At 68.4% G+C, this 18,034-nt stretch carries 22 protein-coding genes; 5 read left to right on the plus strand and 17 right to left on the minus strand.

Annotation, left to right across the window (positions count from 1 at the left end):
* On the minus strand, positions 1 to 413 hold a 413-nt coding region (locus AB0E63_RS44235; protein WP_360380264.1), incomplete at its 3' end, for a hypothetical protein.
* Between the two features lie 188 nt (positions 414 to 601).
* On the opposite strand from AB0E63_RS44235, the gene AB0E63_RS44240 reads away from it, so the two are divergent.
* Genes AB0E63_RS44240 through AB0E63_RS44250 form a run of 3 tightly spaced genes read left to right on the plus strand, consistent with a single transcriptional unit; the run spans position 602 to position 3,171 of the window.
* Positions 602 to 1,462 carry a universal stress protein gene (locus AB0E63_RS44240; protein ID WP_360380266.1) on the plus strand — a complete coding sequence of 287 codons (861 nt, stop codon included), beginning with the start codon at positions 602 to 604 and terminating at the stop codon, positions 1,460 to 1,462.
* Between the two features lie 12 nt (positions 1,463 to 1,474).
* Positions 1,475 to 2,365, plus strand: a complete 891-nt coding sequence (locus AB0E63_RS44245; protein WP_360380268.1) for an ABC transporter ATP-binding protein — start codon at positions 1,475 to 1,477, stop codon at positions 2,363 to 2,365.
* A 5-nt stretch (positions 2,366 to 2,370) separates the two neighbouring features.
* Positions 2,371 to 3,171 carry an ABC transporter permease subunit gene (locus AB0E63_RS44250; protein ID WP_360380270.1) on the plus strand — a complete coding sequence of 267 codons (801 nt, stop codon included), beginning with the start codon at positions 2,371 to 2,373 and terminating at the stop codon, positions 3,169 to 3,171.
* 10 nt (positions 3,172 to 3,181) lie between these two features.
* Here the strand turns inward: AB0E63_RS44250 and AB0E63_RS44255 are convergent, their stop codons facing one another.
* The 13 genes from AB0E63_RS44255 to AB0E63_RS44315 all read right to left on the minus strand — a co-directional run bounded on the left by AB0E63_RS44255 (position 3,182) and on the right by AB0E63_RS44315 (position 14,475).
* Complete coding sequence (locus AB0E63_RS44255) at positions 3,182 to 3,670, minus strand: DUF2231 domain-containing protein (RefSeq protein WP_360380272.1); 489 nt, start codon at positions 3,668 to 3,670, stop codon at positions 3,182 to 3,184.
* Between the two features lie 73 nt (positions 3,671 to 3,743).
* On the minus strand, positions 3,744 to 4,187 hold the full coding sequence (locus AB0E63_RS44260) for an FMN-binding protein (RefSeq protein WP_360380275.1): 444 nt from the start codon (positions 4,185 to 4,187) through the stop codon (positions 3,744 to 3,746).
* Positions 4,184 to 4,468 (minus strand): FMN-binding protein, encoded by a 285-nt coding sequence (locus tag AB0E63_RS44265; RefSeq protein ID WP_360380277.1) that lies wholly within the window; start codon positions 4,466 to 4,468, stop codon positions 4,184 to 4,186. The genes AB0E63_RS44260 and AB0E63_RS44265 overlap by 4 nt, the downstream gene beginning before the upstream one ends.
* A gap of 265 nt (positions 4,469 to 4,733) precedes the next feature.
* Positions 4,734 to 6,155 carry a ferredoxin reductase family protein gene (locus AB0E63_RS44270; RefSeq protein WP_360380280.1) on the minus strand — a complete coding sequence of 474 codons (1,422 nt, stop codon included), beginning with the start codon at positions 6,153 to 6,155 and terminating at the stop codon, positions 4,734 to 4,736.
* Between the two features lie 23 nt (positions 6,156 to 6,178).
* On the minus strand, positions 6,179 to 7,411 hold the full coding sequence (locus AB0E63_RS44275; protein ID WP_360380282.1) for a HAMP domain-containing sensor histidine kinase: 1,233 nt from the start codon (positions 7,409 to 7,411) through the stop codon (positions 6,179 to 6,181).
* A complete protein-coding gene (locus AB0E63_RS44280) occupies positions 7,408 to 8,073 on the minus strand; it encodes a response regulator transcription factor (RefSeq protein ID WP_360380285.1) in 666 nt (221 codons plus the stop codon). Before AB0E63_RS44280 ends, AB0E63_RS44275 begins: the two co-directional genes overlap by 4 nt.
* On the minus strand, positions 8,070 to 9,590 hold the full coding sequence (locus AB0E63_RS44285) for an HAD-IC family P-type ATPase (protein ID WP_360380287.1): 1,521 nt from the start codon (positions 9,588 to 9,590) through the stop codon (positions 8,070 to 8,072). The genes AB0E63_RS44280 and AB0E63_RS44285 overlap by 4 nt, the downstream gene beginning before the upstream one ends.
* A 12-nt stretch (positions 9,591 to 9,602) precedes the next feature.
* A complete protein-coding gene (locus AB0E63_RS44290) occupies positions 9,603 to 9,968 on the minus strand; it encodes a CBS domain-containing protein (RefSeq protein WP_360380290.1) in 366 nt (121 codons plus the stop codon).
* Positions 9,944 to 10,087, minus strand: a complete 144-nt coding sequence (locus AB0E63_RS44295) for a CBS domain-containing protein (protein WP_360380293.1) — start codon at positions 10,085 to 10,087, stop codon at positions 9,944 to 9,946. The genes AB0E63_RS44290 and AB0E63_RS44295 overlap by 25 nt, the downstream gene beginning before the upstream one ends.
* A gap of 2 nt (positions 10,088 to 10,089) precedes the next feature.
* Positions 10,090 to 10,935: a universal stress protein gene (locus AB0E63_RS44300; protein ID WP_360380296.1), complete on the minus strand. Its 846-nt coding sequence runs from the start codon at positions 10,933 to 10,935 to the stop codon at positions 10,090 to 10,092.
* 78 nt (positions 10,936 to 11,013) lie between these two features.
* Complete coding sequence (locus AB0E63_RS44305; protein WP_360380298.1) at positions 11,014 to 11,979, minus strand: PEP/pyruvate-binding domain-containing protein; 966 nt, start codon at positions 11,977 to 11,979, stop codon at positions 11,014 to 11,016.
* An 11-nt stretch (positions 11,980 to 11,990) separates the two neighbouring features.
* Positions 11,991 to 12,998 (minus strand): type I glyceraldehyde-3-phosphate dehydrogenase, encoded by a 1,008-nt coding sequence (gene gap / locus AB0E63_RS44310; RefSeq protein ID WP_360380301.1) that lies wholly within the window; start codon positions 12,996 to 12,998, stop codon positions 11,991 to 11,993.
* A 10-nt stretch (positions 12,999 to 13,008) separates the two neighbouring features.
* Positions 13,009 to 14,475 (minus strand): DUF4389 domain-containing protein, encoded by a 1,467-nt coding sequence (locus AB0E63_RS44315; protein ID WP_360380304.1) that lies wholly within the window; start codon positions 14,473 to 14,475, stop codon positions 13,009 to 13,011.
* Between the two features lie 151 nt (positions 14,476 to 14,626).
* Here AB0E63_RS44315 and AB0E63_RS44320 point away from each other — a divergent pair, with 151 nt between their 5' ends.
* Positions 14,627 to 14,929, plus strand: a complete 303-nt coding sequence (locus AB0E63_RS44320) for a 2TM domain-containing protein (protein ID WP_360380307.1) — start codon at positions 14,627 to 14,629, stop codon at positions 14,927 to 14,929.
* A 45-nt stretch (positions 14,930 to 14,974) separates the two neighbouring features.
* Here the strand turns inward: AB0E63_RS44320 and AB0E63_RS44325 are convergent, their stop codons facing one another.
* From AB0E63_RS44325 to AB0E63_RS44335, 3 genes are all read right to left on the minus strand, one after another.
* The gene (locus AB0E63_RS44325) at positions 14,975 to 15,586 is read right to left on the minus strand and encodes a hypothetical protein (protein ID WP_360380309.1); all 612 of its coding nucleotides are present in this window, start codon (positions 15,584 to 15,586) and stop codon (positions 14,975 to 14,977) included.
* Between the two features lie 258 nt (positions 15,587 to 15,844).
* Positions 15,845 to 16,711 carry an aminoglycoside phosphotransferase family protein gene (locus AB0E63_RS44330; RefSeq protein WP_360380312.1) on the minus strand — a complete coding sequence of 289 codons (867 nt, stop codon included), beginning with the start codon at positions 16,709 to 16,711 and terminating at the stop codon, positions 15,845 to 15,847.
* Positions 16,712 to 16,723: 12 nt separating this feature from the next.
* On the minus strand, positions 16,724 to 17,581 hold the full coding sequence (locus AB0E63_RS44335) for a phosphatase PAP2 family protein (RefSeq protein WP_360380314.1): 858 nt from the start codon (positions 17,579 to 17,581) through the stop codon (positions 16,724 to 16,726).
* 196 nt (positions 17,582 to 17,777) lie between these two features.
* Between AB0E63_RS44335 and AB0E63_RS44340 the strand changes: the two genes are divergently transcribed.
* Positions 17,778 to 18,034 (plus strand): hypothetical protein (locus tag AB0E63_RS44340; RefSeq protein WP_360380317.1); only part of this gene is annotated, 257 nt, incomplete at its 3' end.

Here is an 18,034-nt window from a genome sequence, read left to right on the forward strand (position 1 = left end):
GGCAGGTTCGCCGACCACATCAGCAGGTACAGCAGCGCGCCGGCACCGGCCGCGATCCGCATCCCGATCCCCATCGTCAGCGCCAGACCGATACCAGCCAGACCGACCATGAACAGCGGAGTGACCCACCAGTCACCGACCAGGCCCTGGTAGAAGTCGGCCAGCGGGCCGTTGGTGCCCTTGCCCAGGAATCCGGCGGTCGGGTCGCCACCGTCGATCCAGCCCTTGCCGGACGGCGTGGCGTAACCGAGGCCGAACAACTTGTCGAAGAAGGCCCACAAGAACGTGAGCCCGTACACGATCCGCAGTACGGCGAGCGCACGCCCGGCCATCGGCGTGATGACCGGGTACCGATCGCCGTCAGGCTCGATGGTGGGAGCCGGCAGATGGCGCCGGTTCGGCGTGGTGGTCATGATGTGTCCTTTCACTCGATTCCGACACCTCGATCGTCGAACCTCAGCGCCGTACCGGTCAGGGCCGTTCTCACCTCAGCACCGCGAGCCGAACAGCCGCCATCCCGAGGACCTTCGGCCCTCCCCGCAGGTCCTGCCCGCGGCTTGACTGGAGCTGCAGGACTACGAACCGAGGGGTGGTGGTCCCCATGTCAGCCGAATCGCCTGTGCTCGTCGGGATCGACGGATCGCGCGACGGCTTGATCGCGCTCGACTGGGCTGCGTCCTACGCCACCCTGCGCCACGCGTCGCTGCATGCCGTGTACATCGTGGATGGTCGCCCGCAGCTGCCCGCGAACGCCCCACCGACCGGACCGGACGATGGCAGCGAGGTGCTGGAGGACGCCCTGCAGGAGCTCGAACGGATCGGATTCGCGGCCGCGTCACTGGAGGTCCGCCACGGCCATCCGGCCAAGGTTCTCCTCGAGCTGTCCGAGCACGCCCAGGCCCTCGTCGTCGGGCGCCGCGGCATGGGTGGCTTCGCCGAGCTCGTTCTCGGATCGACATCCCAGGCGTGTACGGCGCTCAGCACCACCGTGCCGCTGATCGTCGTACCCGACAGCTGGGACCCTGCAGCCCCGCCCCACCGACGGATCGTGGTCGGAGTCGACGGTTCACTCGAGAGCCGGGACGCGCTGCGCTTCGCTTTCGAACTGGCCGACGCGACAGACGCCGAGCTCCATGGAGTGCACGCTGTCGAACTGCGCGAGAGCTATCCCGATCCCAACGTCTGGACCGACCCCAGCCAGCCACCCTGGGCCGGCCCGGCCGACGCACTCCTCACGCAGACCCTCGACGAGTGGACGGTCAAGTACCCCGAGGTGGCCGTCCAGCACCGCGCCGTCGCCGATCATCCGGTCCGCGTGCTCGCGCGCGAGTCCGAGCTCGCCGATCTGGTCGTCGTCGGAGGACTCGGGCACACCGCGTTCACCGAACTGCGGCTCGGATCGGTGGCCCGCGGCCTGCTCCATCACTCGCACTGCCCGGTCGCCGTCATCCACCACGCCTGAGGATTCGTTGCCATGGACATCGTTATCAAAGCACGGCGACTGACGAAGCGGTTCGGCCGCCGGACCGCACTCGAAGGTCTCGATCTGGACGTTCCGGCCGGCGTCATCCTCGGGTATCTCGGGCCGAACGGGGCCGGCAAGACCACCACGATCCGCCTGCTGGCCGGACTGATCCGGCCGACGTCCGGCTCGGCGGTGGTCTTCGGGTTCGACGCGAACGACCAGTACGACGTGATCCAGCGCCGGATCGGCTACCTGCCCGGGGACTTCGTCGCCTACCCCGATCTCACCGGCGCGCAGTACCTGGACTACTTCGCCCACCTGTACGGCGGAGTCGACCGGGGCCGGATCGAGATCCTGGCCAAGCGGTTCGACCTCGACCTGAGTGTTCGGATCGGCGCGTTGTCCCGTGGCAACCGGCAGAAGGTCGGCATCGTCCAGGCGTTCATGCATGACCCGGACCTGCTGATCCTGGACGAGCCGACCACCGGGCTGGACCCGCTCATGCAGCGCGAGTTCCGCGACCTGCTCCGCGAGACCCGGGACGCCGGGCAGACCGTCTTCCTCTCGTCCCACGTGCTGTCCGAGGTCGATGCTGTCGCCGACACCGTCGCGATCCTGCGAGCCGGCCGGCTGGTGACCACGCAGTCCGTACAAACGTTGAGGGACAGCGCCCGCCGCCGCCTCGACCTCACCTTCGCCGACACCCCGCCGGCCGATCGGATCCACGCCGTACCCGGTGTGCAGGAGCTGACCATCGACGGGCGGACCGCACATGTGGTCGTGGCCGGGTCGACCGCCGAGCTCATCAAGGTGGTCGCGCCGTACGAGGTGACGAGCGTCGTCAGCCATGAGGCCGACCTGGAGTCCGCATTCCTCGGCTACTACTCCGGTCAGAGGTGAACGCCATGTTCCGCAACGTCTTCTCGAAGTCGATGTACGACGCCCGCCGCGGACTGATCGGATGGTCGATCGCGATCGCGGTGCTCGTGCTCCTCGAAAGCGCTCTGTGGCCATCGGTCCGGGACATGCCGAACCTGACCGAGCTGTACCAGTCGTTCCCCGAGGAGCTGCGGAAGTTCTTCGACCTCGACGCCATGACCACCGGCGCCGGCTTCCTCAACGCCGAGTTGTTCACGCTCATGCTGCCGGGGCTGTTCCTGGTCTACAGCATCGGCCACGGCGCCCGGGCTCTGGCCGGCGAAGAGGAGCGCGGGACCCTGGAGTTGCTGCTGGTCACGCCCGTCTCCGGCTTCCGGATCGTCCTGGACAAGGCGCTCGCGCTGGCACTGTCGATCACGGTCCTCGGGTTCGCGTTGTTCGTCGCCACCACGCTCGGCAGCCTGATCTTCGGCCTCGGCATCAGCGTGCCCGCGGCCGCGAGTGGTGCTCTCGCGATCACGTTGCTCGGCACGGAGTACGGCGTACTTGCCCTGGCCGCCGGTGCCCTGACCGGACGCCGTTCCACCGCGATCGGCATCGCCTCGGCCGCCGCTGCCGCCGCCTACTTCGTCTACGCGATCGGTCTCGTTCTGCCGCGCTTCGAGTCCTGGCAGCCCTACTCCCCCATCCACCAAGCCTTCCACGCCGGCCCCCTCGGCGCCGGCCTCCAACCCAGCTACCTCTGGCTCCTCGCCGGCACCGCCCTTCTCACCGCCCTAGCCCTCCCAGCCCTCGACGGCCGCGACATCCCCACCGCCCACCCGTGAGCGCGAGGCCTCAGGAACCCTGCGCCCAGCCGCTCCAGCTCGCCTTGGCGCCGGAGTCGCCGATCCTGACCACGTCGTAGACCGCCGCGCCCGCGACCAGGAAGGCGATCACTGTCACAAGTGCCGTGACGGTGCTCGAGGCCGGGGCGAGGTAGGCACGCTTCGTCGGCGTCCCTCGGCCTTCCCGTTGCCGCCACCAGACGATCAGGGCCAGGACGGCGACCGCGACGGCGGCGTAGATGGCGGTGTCGCCGAGTTCGGCGTGGCGATGGATGAGGGAGTTCGGCCTGAGGTTGTGCTCGAGGAACTCTCCCGCGCTCGTCGTGATCGGTACCAGTACGACGACCAGCACCGCCAGGATCGCGTTCGGACCGGCCAACCGGCGTCCGGCGGCCGGCCAGATCGCGGTCAGTGCGAGCAACGCCGCCGACAACGGAAGCAGTACGACGATGGCGTGGACAAGGAGCACATGGGCAGGCAGCCCGTTGATGGTTTGCATCAGGTTCCTTCAGGTCGCTCTGATCTGATATCGCCACGCTGGCAGACTGTTCTTGGGGCTTTCTTGGAGGGCCTCAGCCCTGCAGGTGGGCTGCGTCGAGGGCGGACTGCAGCGAGCGGCGGTATCCGTCGGAGGTGAACGTCGCGCCCGACACCGTGTCGATCTGCGCGCTCTGGGCGGCGATTGCCTCCCGCTCCAACTGCGGGAGGGCGAACGCACTGATCTCTCGGTCTCGTCCGCCCGACGATGGATACAGGAGTGGGGTCACGGCGACCAGGCGCTGCGAACGGATCGTGACGCGGACCTGCAGCGGCCCGTAGCGGGTGCCGGCCGAGGCGCCGTTGACCGTCAGGACGCCGCTCGCCGGTCCTGTTCTGACGACCCCGGGCTTGGCGGTGGCGGTGGGCGAATCGGTCCGGTTCGTGCTGGTCGGGTACAGGAAGAGCAGACCGAGCAGGACTCCGGTGGCTCCGACGACGGCCGCGTTGCGCCGTAGCCGCGCCGCGTGGCTCGTCATCGCGCACCGGCCCGATGAGCCGCGTCGAGAGCCGACTGCAACGACTGGCGGTAGCCGCCGGAGGTGAAGGTGGCTCCGGATACCGTGTCGATCCGCGCGCTCTGCGCAGCAAGTGTCTCCTGACCCAGTTGCGGCACGGCGTAGCTGTTGATCGCGTCGGTCTGCCCGTCCCCGCTCGGCTGGGCCAGGGCACGCACACGAGCGATCCGCCCACTCTGCAGGCTGATCTCGACCTGCACCGGCCCGTACTCCGTCTGAACCAGATCACCGGTGACCGTCACCGAAACGGACTTCGAGGGGCTTGGGCGTGCCGCCGTGTGTGGGACCGGACTCGGTCGGCTCGGCGGTGCCGTCCGGGGGTCGGAGCGATTGGCAGGTGGCGGCTTCGGACGAGTGGTTATCTGCCTAGGTCGCTCTGCCTGGGCCGACGACACTACGCCGGCCGCCGGATGCGGCTGAACGCCGGCCCGTAGTGCCACGCCAACGACTACCAGAGTGGTGGCCGACATGACCAGTTTGATCCCGCGCCTCACGCACGTACTCCTTTCACCACGAGAACCGCTCCTGATGAAGCTGGTTCGGCGGAAGACCGATTCGGGTGGTCGTCGCGCACACCGCGTCCATCCACGGATCAGGTCCGCACACGTAGACGTCGTACCCGCTGATGCCGGGGACGAGCTGCCGCATCGCGTCCTCGTCGGTCCACGCCGCGGCGCTCTCCGGCAGCCAGGACTCCCGGTTCCGGATTCGCCGGCCGAGCAGGTAATGCACGGTGATCCCGCGAAGGCGAGCCAGTTGCTCGAGCTCGCCGTGGAACACCACGTCGCCAGCCTCGTGAGCCCGATAGACCAGGACCGCGTCTCCCGGTTCATAGGCAAGTTCTTCCAGCAGAGCCCGCAGCGGTGTGATGCCGATGCCGCAGGCAAACATCGCGACCTTGCCGGTGACTCGCCGCTCACCGGTGAGCCGGCCGTAGGGGCCTTCGATCACGACCCTGGTGCCAGGGCGCAACCCCGCCAGCCGGCTACTTCCGTCACCGGCCGCCTTGGCGGTTACCCGCAGACGATCCGGAGCCGGCGAGGCAGACAACGAGTACGGATTGCCGCGCGACCATCCCGGGCCGTCGAGGAATCGGAAGACGAAGTACTGACCGGCTTGGACCGGCATCCGGTGCAGGCCTCGACCTGCCAGCAGCACCGTCACCACGCCGGGTCCCTCGCGAATCACTTCGCGGACCGTCAGTCCGTGCCGGAGCGTTCGCCACAGTGGCAGGGCCACGCGGTAGACCAGGATCGCGGCGAGCGCTACGGCGTACGCGGACCACCAGTACAGCCGGGCAACCCGCGACGTCGCGAAGTCCGCACCCGTCCAGATCTCGTGCGGAACGGACAGCCCAACCCCGAGATAGGCGTAGAGGTGCAGCAGGTGCCATGACTCGTACCGCAACGCCCGACGGGCTACGCGGACCGAGGTGACGACGACAACGGTCAACGCGACGCTTCCCGCGACCGCGAGCAGCATTCCGCCGTACGTCGTGACGACGTCCCACGTCTCCCGCAGCAGATTGTTGTGATCGCGCAGCGTGTAGCCCCCGAGGATCAGCCCGACGTGGACCATCAGCAGGTTGAACGACCAGAAGCCGACCAGCCGGTGCCTGCGGACCAGTTCGTCCTGACCGTAGCTGCGCTCGATCATGGGCACCCGGGCCATCAGGAACACCTGCACCAACAACAAGTCCGCTGCCACCAGACCGGCCAACCGCCCCAGCGACGTCAGCAGATCAGCCGCCCCGGCCGCGAGCAACTGGATACCACGTCCGGACAACCACAAGGCGACGACCACCAACACGCTGCCCCAGCTCAGGACACCGATGGCGTCGCGCCACCAGACCGGCGTACGAGGACTCCGCCGTCGGAGATGCGCGATGCGATGCCGGCTCGTCGCCTGCGCAGGACCGCGGTTCGTCATGCCACGACGATGCCCGCGGATTCTTAGGCCTTCCTTGGACCGGGTTCCTCGACCGACGGCAGGACCAGCTCGAACGTCGCGCCGACCTGGCTGGGCGCCAGCCGGAGCTGGCCACCATGACGGTTCGCGACGTCGTGGGTGAGCGCGAGGCCGAGGCCGTAGTGTGCGCGGCCGGCGCGATGTCCGCCCGTGGCGAACCGGCGCAGCACTCGCTGCGCTTCCTCCGGGCCGATCCCCGGACCGGTGTCACTCACCGCGAGGATCACCTCCCGGCGCTGCCGCCGTACGGCGATCCGCACCTCGCCGTCAGGTGGTGTGTGCTCGATCGCGTTATCGACCAGCGCGATCGTCGCGCGCCGGATGGCGCTGGCCGAGCCGAGAACCAGCAGGCTGCCGCCGTCCGCGTGCCAGCGAAGCCGCACGCCGGCCCGCTCCGCGTGGGCCGCCGCGCTGTCCGCGACGGCCTCGGCGACTCCGCCGAGATCGACTGGTTCATGATCCTCGGCTCCGCGCGGGTCGGCGGCCGCGAGCAGGTCGTCGACGACTTCTCCAAGTCGCTTGGTGTCCTGCACGACACCGTCGGAATCACGCAGGACCTCGTTGCTCGAAACGCCACGCCGGAGCGCTCGGTCGAGCACCTGGGCCCGCGTGCTCAGCAAGGTCAACGGCGTGCGCAACTCGTGGCCCGCATCGGCCACGAACGTCCGCTGCAGGGTGAGTGCCTGGGCCAACGGGCGGACCGCGCGACGGCCGATGAGGACGCCGAGAAGCCCGGCGAACAGCAGGCCGAGGGCCGACGCGAAGCCCATCGCCTGCAGCAGACGAGCACGCTCCTGATGCGCCGTCGCCAGATCGAGCACAGCCTGGACAGGCCTGCCCTTGATGATCCCGGTGGCGATTCGGTACTCACCGTCGTCGTTCTCCACCGTAGCCAGCCTGACCTGTCCGGTGGCACTGCTACGCATCGCGGCCAACTCGGGGAGGAGTTCGTCCGGCAGCCCCGGCGTGACCGTCGTACCAGCTGGGCCGGTCATCGCCAGCCAGGCTCCAGCCGGAGGATCGCCGACGTCATCGGCTGTCGCGATGGCCGACCGGAGCAGATCGTCGGCAGCACCAGTTTGACCGCGGACCACCACGATCGTGACCAGAGTGATCAGGACCAGCATCGCCACCGCGACCAGAGCCGCGACCTGGAGGGCGACGCCACGCGCAGCTCTCCGGACGAGGACCTCGTCACCGATCGGCCCGCCGCTCATGAACTGCCCAGCCGGTAGCCGAGGCCGCGCACCGTACTGATCACTCCACGGCCGAGTTTGCGCCGGCAGTAGTGGACATAGGTGTCCACTACTGTCTCCGACTCGGCGTCGTCGAAGACTCGATCGAGAAGGTCACCACGACTGAACACGACACCCGGCCTCGCCGCCAGGAGAGCGAGCAAAGCCGCCTCGCGCTCGGACAACTCCACCGTGCCTCCGCCCGACCGTCGGACCGTGCGGCTGGCGAGGTCCAGGGAACCACCCGGGATGGCCAGTTGACCGGCGTGATCGAGGTGGCGCCGGAGCAGGGCTCTCAACCTCGCCAGCAACTCGGTCAGCTCGAACGGCTTCGCCAGATAGTCCTCGGCACCGGCGTCGAGTCCTTCGACCCGGTCCTCTGTACGGTTCCGCGCCGACAGGACCAGGATCGGCGTGACGATGCCACGGCTGCGCAATCGTGCGATCAGGTCCAGACCCTCGACGGCCGGCAGGCCACGGTCGACAATCATCGCCTCGAACGGCTGGGTCAGCGCGAGGTGAAGCCCGGTATGACCGTCGCCCGCTCTGGTCACGGCGTACCCCTCGTCGGCGAGCACCCGGTCCAGCAGTCCGGCCAGGTCGGCGTCATCCTCGATCAGCAGGATCCGTCGCGGCGTGGTCACGGTGCCACCGTCGATCCGTCGCGCGGCCAGCCGTCCGTGCCGAACAGGTTGCCATCAGCAAGGATCCCCAGGCCCTCGTAGCCAGGCAGCGCGTCGAGTACCGCCGGCCAGTCGTCCCCCGCGACGAACGCGGCGGTCGCGAGAACGTCGGCGGTCTCCAGCGACGGACCGTACACCGACACCGACAGCCATCGGGTCGCCGCCGGACCGCCGGTCCGCGGGTCGTAGAGGTGCGCGCCTCTGGCCGCCGTACCACTCGTCGCCACGGCTCCCTCGGTCCGCGCGATACTGGCGACCACCTGCCCTGGATCGCGCGGATCCTGGATCCCGACGGTGAACGACTCGCCGCTCGGGCACCGCACCAGGACGTCGCCGCCCGCGTTCAGGCACCAGTCGAGGCCAGGGACGGCACGCAATCGCTCGCCCGCACGCTCAGCCGCCCAGCCTTTCACCAGGCCCGAGGGATCCCATCCACCACCAGGCAGCTCAGCGTCGAACAGACCGCCGGTCAGGTCGCGGGCCCGGACGCACCGCCCGGCCACATCCCGCACCATGGGATCCACCGCGTCCCAATCCACCTCCCCGCGCGCCAGACGGCTCACGACGCTGTCGTGTTTGTACGGCGAGAACACCCGATCGACCTCGATCAACTCCGCGAAGACCTCCCGCACCGCCGCGTCGGCCCGCGACGACTGCGCCACGTCCCCGCGGGCGAGCACACTGATCGGCAGGCCCATGATCTGCTCGACCCAGCTCCGCTTCGCCGTCATGCCGCAACCGTACGACCCGGGTCTCACCGAACAGCCCGACGGTGCCGCCTGCGACATGGCCGCGATCCGGCCGAGCTCGGTATGCATCCCGGTCGCGAACACGACCGCGCGGGCCTCGCCCGCAGTGCAGTTCGTGCCGCTGAACGCGAGGTCGCCGGCGTCCAGGAGATTGCCCGAGACATCGGTCAGGTCGGCGGAGCGGATCACCGGCACCGACTCGCCGGTCAGCGTCGAATTGTCGATCTCGACCGCACCGGCCACCAGCCGGACGTCTGCCGAGATCCGGTTGCCCTCGGCAATCACAACGACATCACCCGGCACCAAGGTGCGCGCCTCGACGGCTTGGGTGATCCCGTCGCGCACCACCGTCGCCTGAACGGGCAGATAGGCCGCCAGCGCCTCGACCGCACGCTCGGCCTGGCGCTCCTGCGCGAACGCGAGCCCGGCGTTGAGCAGGATCACGACCACGATCGCGGCCGCGAGAACGCCCGTACCGCCAATCGCCGCAAGCACGGCGGCGAGCCACAGCAACAAGGCCAGCGGGTGGGTGAGCTGCCGCACGAGCTCACCCACCCAGTCACTCCCCCGCCGCCGGGTGAGTTCGTTCCGCCCGTACGCCTCCAGCCGGCGCTGTGCCTCCCTCTCCGTCAGGCCGTCCGGTGTCGTGCGCAGATCGCGAAACAGCCGATCGGCCGGCTCCCGCGGGTCGCTGGCCAGCCCTGTCGTCGAGAGTTCTGTCGCGGTCACCGGACCGGGTTCCTAGTAGAACGGGCCCGCCGTACCGGCGGCAGGCGCAGTGTCGTCGAACGCCCAGGTCAGCTCGTTCCTGACACCGACGACACCGTCGACGCCCGCGATGAGTGTCTCGGCGAACGCGACGGTACTGCGCTTCGCGACCAGACGGGTGATCCGGTGGGCTGCCATCAACCGCGCGGCCTCGTCCAGCGTGCAGCCGCCCTCCACGGTGATCGCCGGCCTGGTCATCAGCGCCCCGGCCGTCAACGCGTCGGCCTTGGTCCGGGCCGTCCGATGGAGCCAGTGCTTGCCGGCCCGCTGGTACTCCTCCTTGCGGAGGAGGTCCGTCTCGGAGACTACGCCGGCTACGCCGCCGTACAAGTTGCGCACCGGGACGCGCTGATGTGGTGCTCCGCCAGGATGGCGGCCACCGCCTTGAACGGCGTGTCCTCGGCGACTGAGACCACATCGGTGGTCATCACGTCGGCGACTGTCAGCAGGTGGCGCATCATCACTCCTCGTGCCGGCGGACGATCGCGACGGGCGAGTCTGCGTGATGCAGGAGGCTTTGGCTGACGGAGCCCAGGAGCAGGCCGGCGACGCCGCCGCGGCCGCGGGAACCGACCACCACCAGGGATGCTGTCGCCGACAGATCGACGAGCTCAGCGCTCGCCCGGCCTCCGATCACCGACGCCTGCGCCCGTACCGTCGGGTACTTGTTGCGGGACGGCGCGAGGCTCTCGGCCAGCCAGTTCTGCAGCAACCCCTCGGTGCTCTCGACCGAATCGGCCTGCTGATCCTGCGGATGCCAGCAGTACACAACCCTCAGCGGCTGCCTGGTCCGCGCCGCCTCCTCGAACCCGAAGGCCACGGCCTCCTCCGAGTCCGCCGAGCCGTCGGTGCCCACCACCACCGGTCCGGTACGCCGCTCACCGCGCACCACGACCACCGGACACGGAGCCTTCGCCGCAACCGACGTCGCCACCGAACCAAGCACAGCGGCCGAGACCTTGTTCCGCGACCTGGTCCCGACCACCACCATCTCGGCCTCCCCCGCCTCAGTGAGGATCGCGTGCGCCGGATCGTTGTTCGCCAGCCATCCGGACCCACCCTCGTAGCCGAGCCGGTCCCGCGCGTACCGCACCGCGTCCTCGACCTCGTGCTGATACTTGTCCAGCGGCATCGGTGGTGGAACGTAGCCCTCGACCCCCAGCGCAGGCCACCTGCTCAGCTCATTCAAATAGGCCCGGACTACCCGGACGGCTACCCCGCGCGCTTCAGCCGCCTCGACCGCCCAGTGCAGCGCCAGCTGGCTCTCGGGCGTGTCGTCGACACCCACGAGGATGGACTTGTTCATCGATTCTTCCCATGATTGACTCGGGTACTGGACGAGGATTTCTTTCAGCCCGTCGAGGTCGGTGACTCGAACATGGCGTCACCCGAGTCGACGTGCCGGAACAGGATGCGCGGGAGCATCGATGGTCACCGCGGGCATCACCCGTCGGTTGACCTCGACCAGGTACAGGTCACCGGAGCACCCGTCCTTGGCCCATTCGAGTTTCATCGGACGCTTGAAATGCCTATCGGCAGTGACCGACCACTGGGCGAGTTCCTTGATGTCGTCATCGGTCAGCACCAGACCGGAACGCTCCTGCGGTGTGGTCGGAAGCGTGCGGGTGCCGTGCGGATCGGCGTACACGGTCTTGGTCTTCTTCGCGCCGCGGTGTTTCACGATCAGCGGCCGGGGACCCAGGTGAACCGAGTACTGGTCGGCGTCACCGGCAGGCGGCTCGCCCAGCCCCCACGCGGCGCGGATCCGTACGAACGTGCTCTCGCCGCGGGCCGTGCCGGAACCGCCGACGTCCGCGCGCACGATCCGCTGCACGGCCACGGGCATCACGGCCGCCAGATGATCCGGTCCGTTGAGCTCGCGGTTGCCGACAGCAACGGCACTGAACAGCGACGCGAAGCACCGCCGGCACGCGGCCAGCACAGCTGCTCCGGACCGCAGGTGCAGGAAGACCTCACCCTGCTCAGCGTTGTGCGGTCCGAGCGGGCTGCAGCGAACGGCAACCTCGGTGCCGTCGCCACCCAGCTCCTCGTAGGCCTTGAGGATCTCATCGGCCACTTCCGCCGGCCATGACGCCTCTCGGAAGGCGGTCCGGATCGCGGCGGCGACCACCACCAGATCCCGCCCGGCCCGGTACCTGCGGAGCTCCTGTGCGATCACCGGTCCCAGCCGTGCCTCGCGGACGAACTCCTGGTACGCCGCGGCGGTCACCGCGAAGCCCTCGGGAACCCGGATCCCCTCGTCGGCCAGCTCGGCGAGTCGAGCGCTCTTCACGCCGACCTGCTGTGGATCCGCGGCGCCGTGCAGCCAGACGACTCTCGCGCTGTTCATGACTCCTCCTGTCACATCGATCCGGCAACCAGCTCGGTCAGGTCGACCAGGCGGCTCGTGTAGCCCCACTCGTTGTCGTACCAACCGAACACCTTGACCAGGCGGTCCTGGACCTGGGTGAGCTGCGCGTCGAAGATGCAGGACGCCGGGTCGCCGATGATGTCGCGGGACACGATCGGATCCGTGGTGTAGCGCACGATCCCCTTCAGTGGCCCGGCCGCCGCGTCCGCGAACGCCTGGTTCACCTGCTCCGCGGTGACGACCTCGGACAGTTCCACGCTCAGGTCGGTCAGCGAACCGTCCTCGATCGGGACCCGGACCGCGACACCGTCGATCTTGCCCGCCAGCTCGGGGATCACCAGGCCGACCGCGCGGGCTGCGCCCGTACTGGTCGGGATCAAGTTCGCGGCACCGGACCGACCCCGGCGCAGATCCTTGTGCGGCGAGTCCAGCAGTACCTGGTCGTTGGTGTAGCTGTGGATCGTGGTCATCAGGCCCCGCTCGACACCGAACGCCCGGTGCAGCACCGACACCATCGGTGCCACGCAATTCGTCGTGCACGAGGCGTTCGAAATCACGTGGTGGGACGCCGGGTCGTAGTCGTCCTCGTTCACACCCAGTACGACGGTCACATCCACGTCCTTGCCGGGCACCGACAGGATCACCTTGCGTGCACCCGCGGCCAGATGTCCGCCGGCGGTCTCGCGAGTACGGAACTTGCCGGTCGACTCGATCACGATGTCGGCGCCCACACTCGCCCAGTCGAGCCGGGCCGGATCACGCTCGGCGGTCGCGCGGATGATGCGACCGCCGACCGTGATCGAGTCGTCCGAGTAGCCGACTTCCTCCTTCAAAGGCCCGTACGTCGAGTCGTAGCGCAACAGGTGCGCCAGCGTCGCCGGCGCCGCGATGTCGTTGATCGCGACCACCTCGATGCCGCTCGACGTGCGTTCGAGCACGCACCGCAGGTAGTCCCGCCCGATCCTCCCGAACCCGTTGATCCCAACCCGTACGCTCATCATCAGCCCCTCAGTCGGTTGTCTCTCCGTCCCTTTCATTCGACCGGCGGAGCAGGGTCTGCTGCAGGGTCGAAGGTCCTGGCTTCGGCTGCCGGACGACTACCAGCACGACAGTCAGCGTGCCGAGCAGGAGGAAGGCACCCGAGCTCGTCAGGACCGCGATCCACAGCCACTCCAGGCTTGGAGCGGTAGCACCCGCGTCGGCCCGCACGCTCAGCTCCTTGCTGCCGTCCGGCGCCATCACCACGAGCGTCCAGTCACCGTTCTCGAGCGGCCAGATGATCGTCTGCTCCCCCGATCCCGCGGTTTGTACACGCCAGATGTTCAACTCGGCCGGCGCTGTCGCCGGTGCGGTGCCGGCATGATCGGCGTACGTCGTGCTGTTCGGGCCAACGGTTGTCACCGTGGTGTACCCGACACCCGACAGATACCTGCGCACGTCGGAGGTGGATGCGAGGCCCACGAACACCGGGCCACCACCGACCATCTGCACCCGTACCCGGGCGTCACCGAACCAGCGGTGCGGCACCGACGCGGCTCCCGCATCGATCGTCAGCTCGTCGCTGGCCAGTGCATACCCGGTCGTGCTCAGCGTCACCTTGTCCGAGGTGACAAAGCCCGCGGAATCACGCCGCCCCTGATCCAGCCACAGCAGCGCACCCCCAACACTCAGCCCCACCAGCGACGCCAACGTCACGAGAACGCCGAGCACCAACGCGACGGTCCGCCCAGCCGACATCTGCCGCTCAGGCTGGCGCGGCGGCGACCCAGCCGGCCTCGGGTACGGCTCCAGCGGCTGCTCGTGCAATCTCGTCGTACCGGGGTCGTCACCGCCCATGTCCAGCCGGAACGGCGGGTACTGATCGACCATCAGGCCCGCGTACGCCGCAACCCGCAACACCCAGCGGTCCATGCCGAGCACCAGATCGAAGACGGACCGCGGATAGCGGCCGGTGAACAGCAACACGACCGCCGCCACCAGCACCAGCAGACCGACCAGACCCGAACCCCATCCCCAGGCCCGGTCATCGGCCTGAGTCGCGAACCACGTGCCACCACCGATGAAGAAGGCAACCACGATGTAGTGCGGGATCGCGAGCAACCACCACTTCACCAGCACCAGCCCACGCGACAGGTGCTCCGGATACGCGACATCGAGATGCGCCGGATACTCCGGTACGTCGTGCAACGTGAACGGCGGGTACTTGTCCGTGCCAAGCGCGCCGTACGCGTAGAACTCCACCCGCCACGTCCATCGCAGCACCCCGACGTTGAACTCGAAGATCCCCCGTGGATACCGCCCGGTGAACAAGATGGCGAAGAACGCCACGAAGCTCAGCAGTACGAACGCGATCCACAACAGCGCGAGCACCAACAGGTGCGGAATCACCAGCACCCATTTCACCAGCCACAACCACCGATTCAGCCGGTCGTCGAGAGCCCCGTCCACCCGGACCGGATACGTCGTCGTACTCATCACACCCTCCCGTCACTCGTCCTTCGGTGGCAGCGTCGAACGACGACGTTTCGAATTGCAGAGCCGAAGGTCCTGCCCGGAGCGCGTCTTGGTGCTCTGTCCGAGCGTCCGGCACCGGCAGACGGTGGAACTGATGAGCAAGGAGGCACTCATGAACGACAAGGAACTCATCGATCGGCCCGGTCCGGCGCGGACCGAGGACCAGTTGCGTGAGCAGGCGGTGGAGGAGCTGCGCAAGCGGCGTGAACTCGCCGGTCACGTCCTCGCCTACCTGACGGTGAACACCTTCCTGGTGGTCATCTGGTACCTGACCGGCGCGGGATTCTTCTGGCCGGTGTTCCCGATGTTCGGCTGGGGTATCGGATTGATCTTCCACGCCTGGGACGTCCTGTGGCCGCAACCGAGCGAAACCGCCGTCCGGTCCGCGATGGACCGCATCGCGCGCCGCAAGTGACGAACACACTCGAGCCGGTCCCGTCCAGGGGCCGGCTCCCTGATGTCATTTCTGGCCGCGGAGCCAGCGGGGGGCGACCGCGAGCCACTCGACCTCCCACTCCCTTGCCCGGCGGCGGTCCAGCGGGACACGGGCGAGTCGCACGAGGCCCCAGAGCAGAAGCCAGGTGCCGGCCAGCGTCAGGAAGCCGGCCGACGTGCCGAAGGCCGAACTGTCGGCGCTCGAGCGCGGGCTGGGGGCGATGGCGCCGGAGCGGTCGAGCCAGATGGTCACCTGGTCCCCGGCCTTCGTGCCGATCACGACACTCGCCGTACCTTCGCGCGCATACCCGTTCGCGTCGACGTAGCGGACCCTTGCTCGCGACAACACGTCCCCGGGTGCGGTCGGTACGTCGCGTTCGGTGCCTTCGAGAGTCGTCGCCTTCACCTGGTGCAGAACCGCTCGCTGGCGGGCGGCGGACTCGCCATAGGCCCGGCTGACGCTGGTACCGATCGCGGCGGCGACCGGGATCAGCAGCAGCGCGACGAGGAGCCCGCACCACAGCAGACCCACCTCGACGCGATCCGATGAGCGACGCATCGGGTTCCTTCCGATCCCAAGTCGCCGGGTCTGCCTGAGCACCCACAGCTCCCCCGAGCGCTCCTTGACGGTGCTCATGACAACCTCCCGGGCGCGTCTCGGCTGGACGCAGGGGGACCGGCTCACCGGACCGGAACCGTCTTGATGACGGCGAATCTCGTGGCCTCAGCCACCCTTTTCGCGGTCCGCTCCCGGCGAGCCGGTCGTTTCCCTGCATCTCAAGACTCGCTCCACCCCGCGTGCGCGGTGAGGGCCCAAGGTCCCGTCCTACCGGACCACCCGGCCCATCCCCCGCCGTACGGTCAGTCCCCGATCAGGCGCCGCGGAGTCGGCGTTCTACACACCGTCCAGTCGCCTGGACATCGTGTCGAGTGTCGGCCATGGAGGACCCTCGCGCAGCGAGCGCAGGAATTCCTCTCCGAAGCGCCTCCCGTTCGGAAACTGGTCGCCAACGTCCCAACGCCACGCTGCGACCATCGCGAGAACGAGCTGCCGGCACTCGTCCAGCAGTCCTTGGTCAACGCCCGGGTAGTGCTCGCAGACCGCCTCGGGAACATGGGCGAGATCGAACTCGACCGGCCCACGGCAGCACGTCTCGAAGTCGATGAACAACGGGCCGTTCTTCGTGCTGAGCAGGTTGCCTGGATGCGGCTCGCCGTGGAGCAGCTGCTCCACGGCCCCGCGGTCCTCGATCGCCCGTCGCACGCTTTCTAGTCTGCTGCTGAGGAACACGCGGTCTACGTCGGCGAGCTCCGGCGAGAGATCCGGGTTGGCAACCAGTTCTTCCGCCTCCGCGATGCGATCCGTGAACCGTGGGCTCGCCACATCAACCTTGCGCATGCCGGCGTGCAGCCGCTCCAACGCCTTGGCGTAGTCGACTGGTGAGACTTGAGGCGTCACGGGCTCGTAGTAGGTCCACAGCGTCACTGCGAAGCCATCGCGCTTGTACACAAGCGGGTCCACCCGAGGCTCCAAGGCACCCACGGGGCATCCGACCTCGGCGAGCCGTTGAGCGAGCTCGACTTCGAGCTCGGCAACCTCTTGCCCCACGGGCGCGACCCGGGCAAAGACGTCGCATGGCGTCAGCCGCAGCGCCAGCTTGTTCGAGTTGTGAAGAACGATTGCGTCGTTAACTGGCAGGTCGAGCGATGCGGCAACCGAAGTCGCAGCCGCGATCGCCCGCGTGACGTCGTACATCTCCATAACTCGGTCACGCTACATTCGAGATCTCGTTCTGTCCCTCGCATTTTCGACGGAGTGGAACTCCGAGCGGGACACCTCGCGCCGCACTGCCTCAGGAGGGCCCAAGGCACCGGAGCCGGCAGACCTTCGCCCGTGCCCACGGTGCCGACCGGCCGAGCCGAACCGGTTGACGGCCCACAGACTCAGCAGGGCGATCAGGCCGCCGACCAGACCGTCGAACAGGTAGTGGTTGGCGGTCAGGACGATCGCGGCGAGCATCAGGATGGGCATCAGCCAGCCGAACAAACGCATGCTCCAATGACCGGCCAGACCGGCGACCGCGATCCCCATCAGCAGGTTCCAGCCCAGATGCAGGCTCGGCACGGCGGCGTACTGGTTCACGAACGCCGGCGGCTGCAGCACCCGATAGGCCTCCGTCTGCTCGGTGACCGTGTCGACGAAGCCGTACCCCGCCAGGAAGCGCGGCGGTGCCACCGGGAAGACGGCGAAGATCACCAAGCCGATCGCACCGGAGATCAGCATCGCGTTCCGGAACGTCCGGTACGCCTCGCGATGCCGGATCAGTAACCACAGCAACGTCGTCAGCAGCACCGGCCAGTGCCCGTAGATGTAGATGTAGCTCACCGTGTTTGCGATCCAGCCGTGCGCGGTGAAGGCCGCTTGCAGCTTCGGCTCGACGAAAACGCCCGCCCACTGTTCGACCGCGACGACGCTCTCGGCGTTCCGGTAGGCGACGTCGACCCTGGTCGCGATCAGGCCCCGGACGCCGAAGTACAGGACGATGGCGGCCGCGATCACGGTCACCTCACGCGCGACCTGTTGCGCCCGGCCGGCCACGCGCAGCAGCGTTGTCTCCCCCTCGGCGACCATCGCTCACTCCCTCCGCCGCTCCTCCTTCCACTGTCGCCGAGGCGACCGGCAGCGGCACAGGGCTTTGCTCCCCCGGAATGGCGGCAAAGGTCCACGACATGCGTCACGATGCCGTTCTTGGACACGCCGGATATGGTCGCGGCATTGGACTGTCGGGCCTGCGCACGTGTCAGCGGCGGCCCGGAAGGAAGCCGTCATGGACAAGAGCCAGACGAATCTCGCGCGGATCGCGCGGCTCGTCTCCACAATCGCGACGCATCGTGGCGTGCGCATCGCCGCGCTGCTGGCCGCGGTCGGGCTCTCGCTGTGGAATGTCGAGCGCGTCCCGCACACCGCCTTACTACCGGCTGCGGCGGGATTGCTGCCCTTCGCGATCGGTAAGTACGTGCTATGCCCGATGCGCTGGCATGCGATCTCGACCAGCGGCCGCCCGCGCCGGTGGCATCTGCGCGC

Source organism: Kribbella sp. NPDC026596, from assembly GCF_040638415.1.
GTDB lineage: Bacteria > Actinomycetota > Actinomycetes > Propionibacteriales > Kribbellaceae > Kribbella.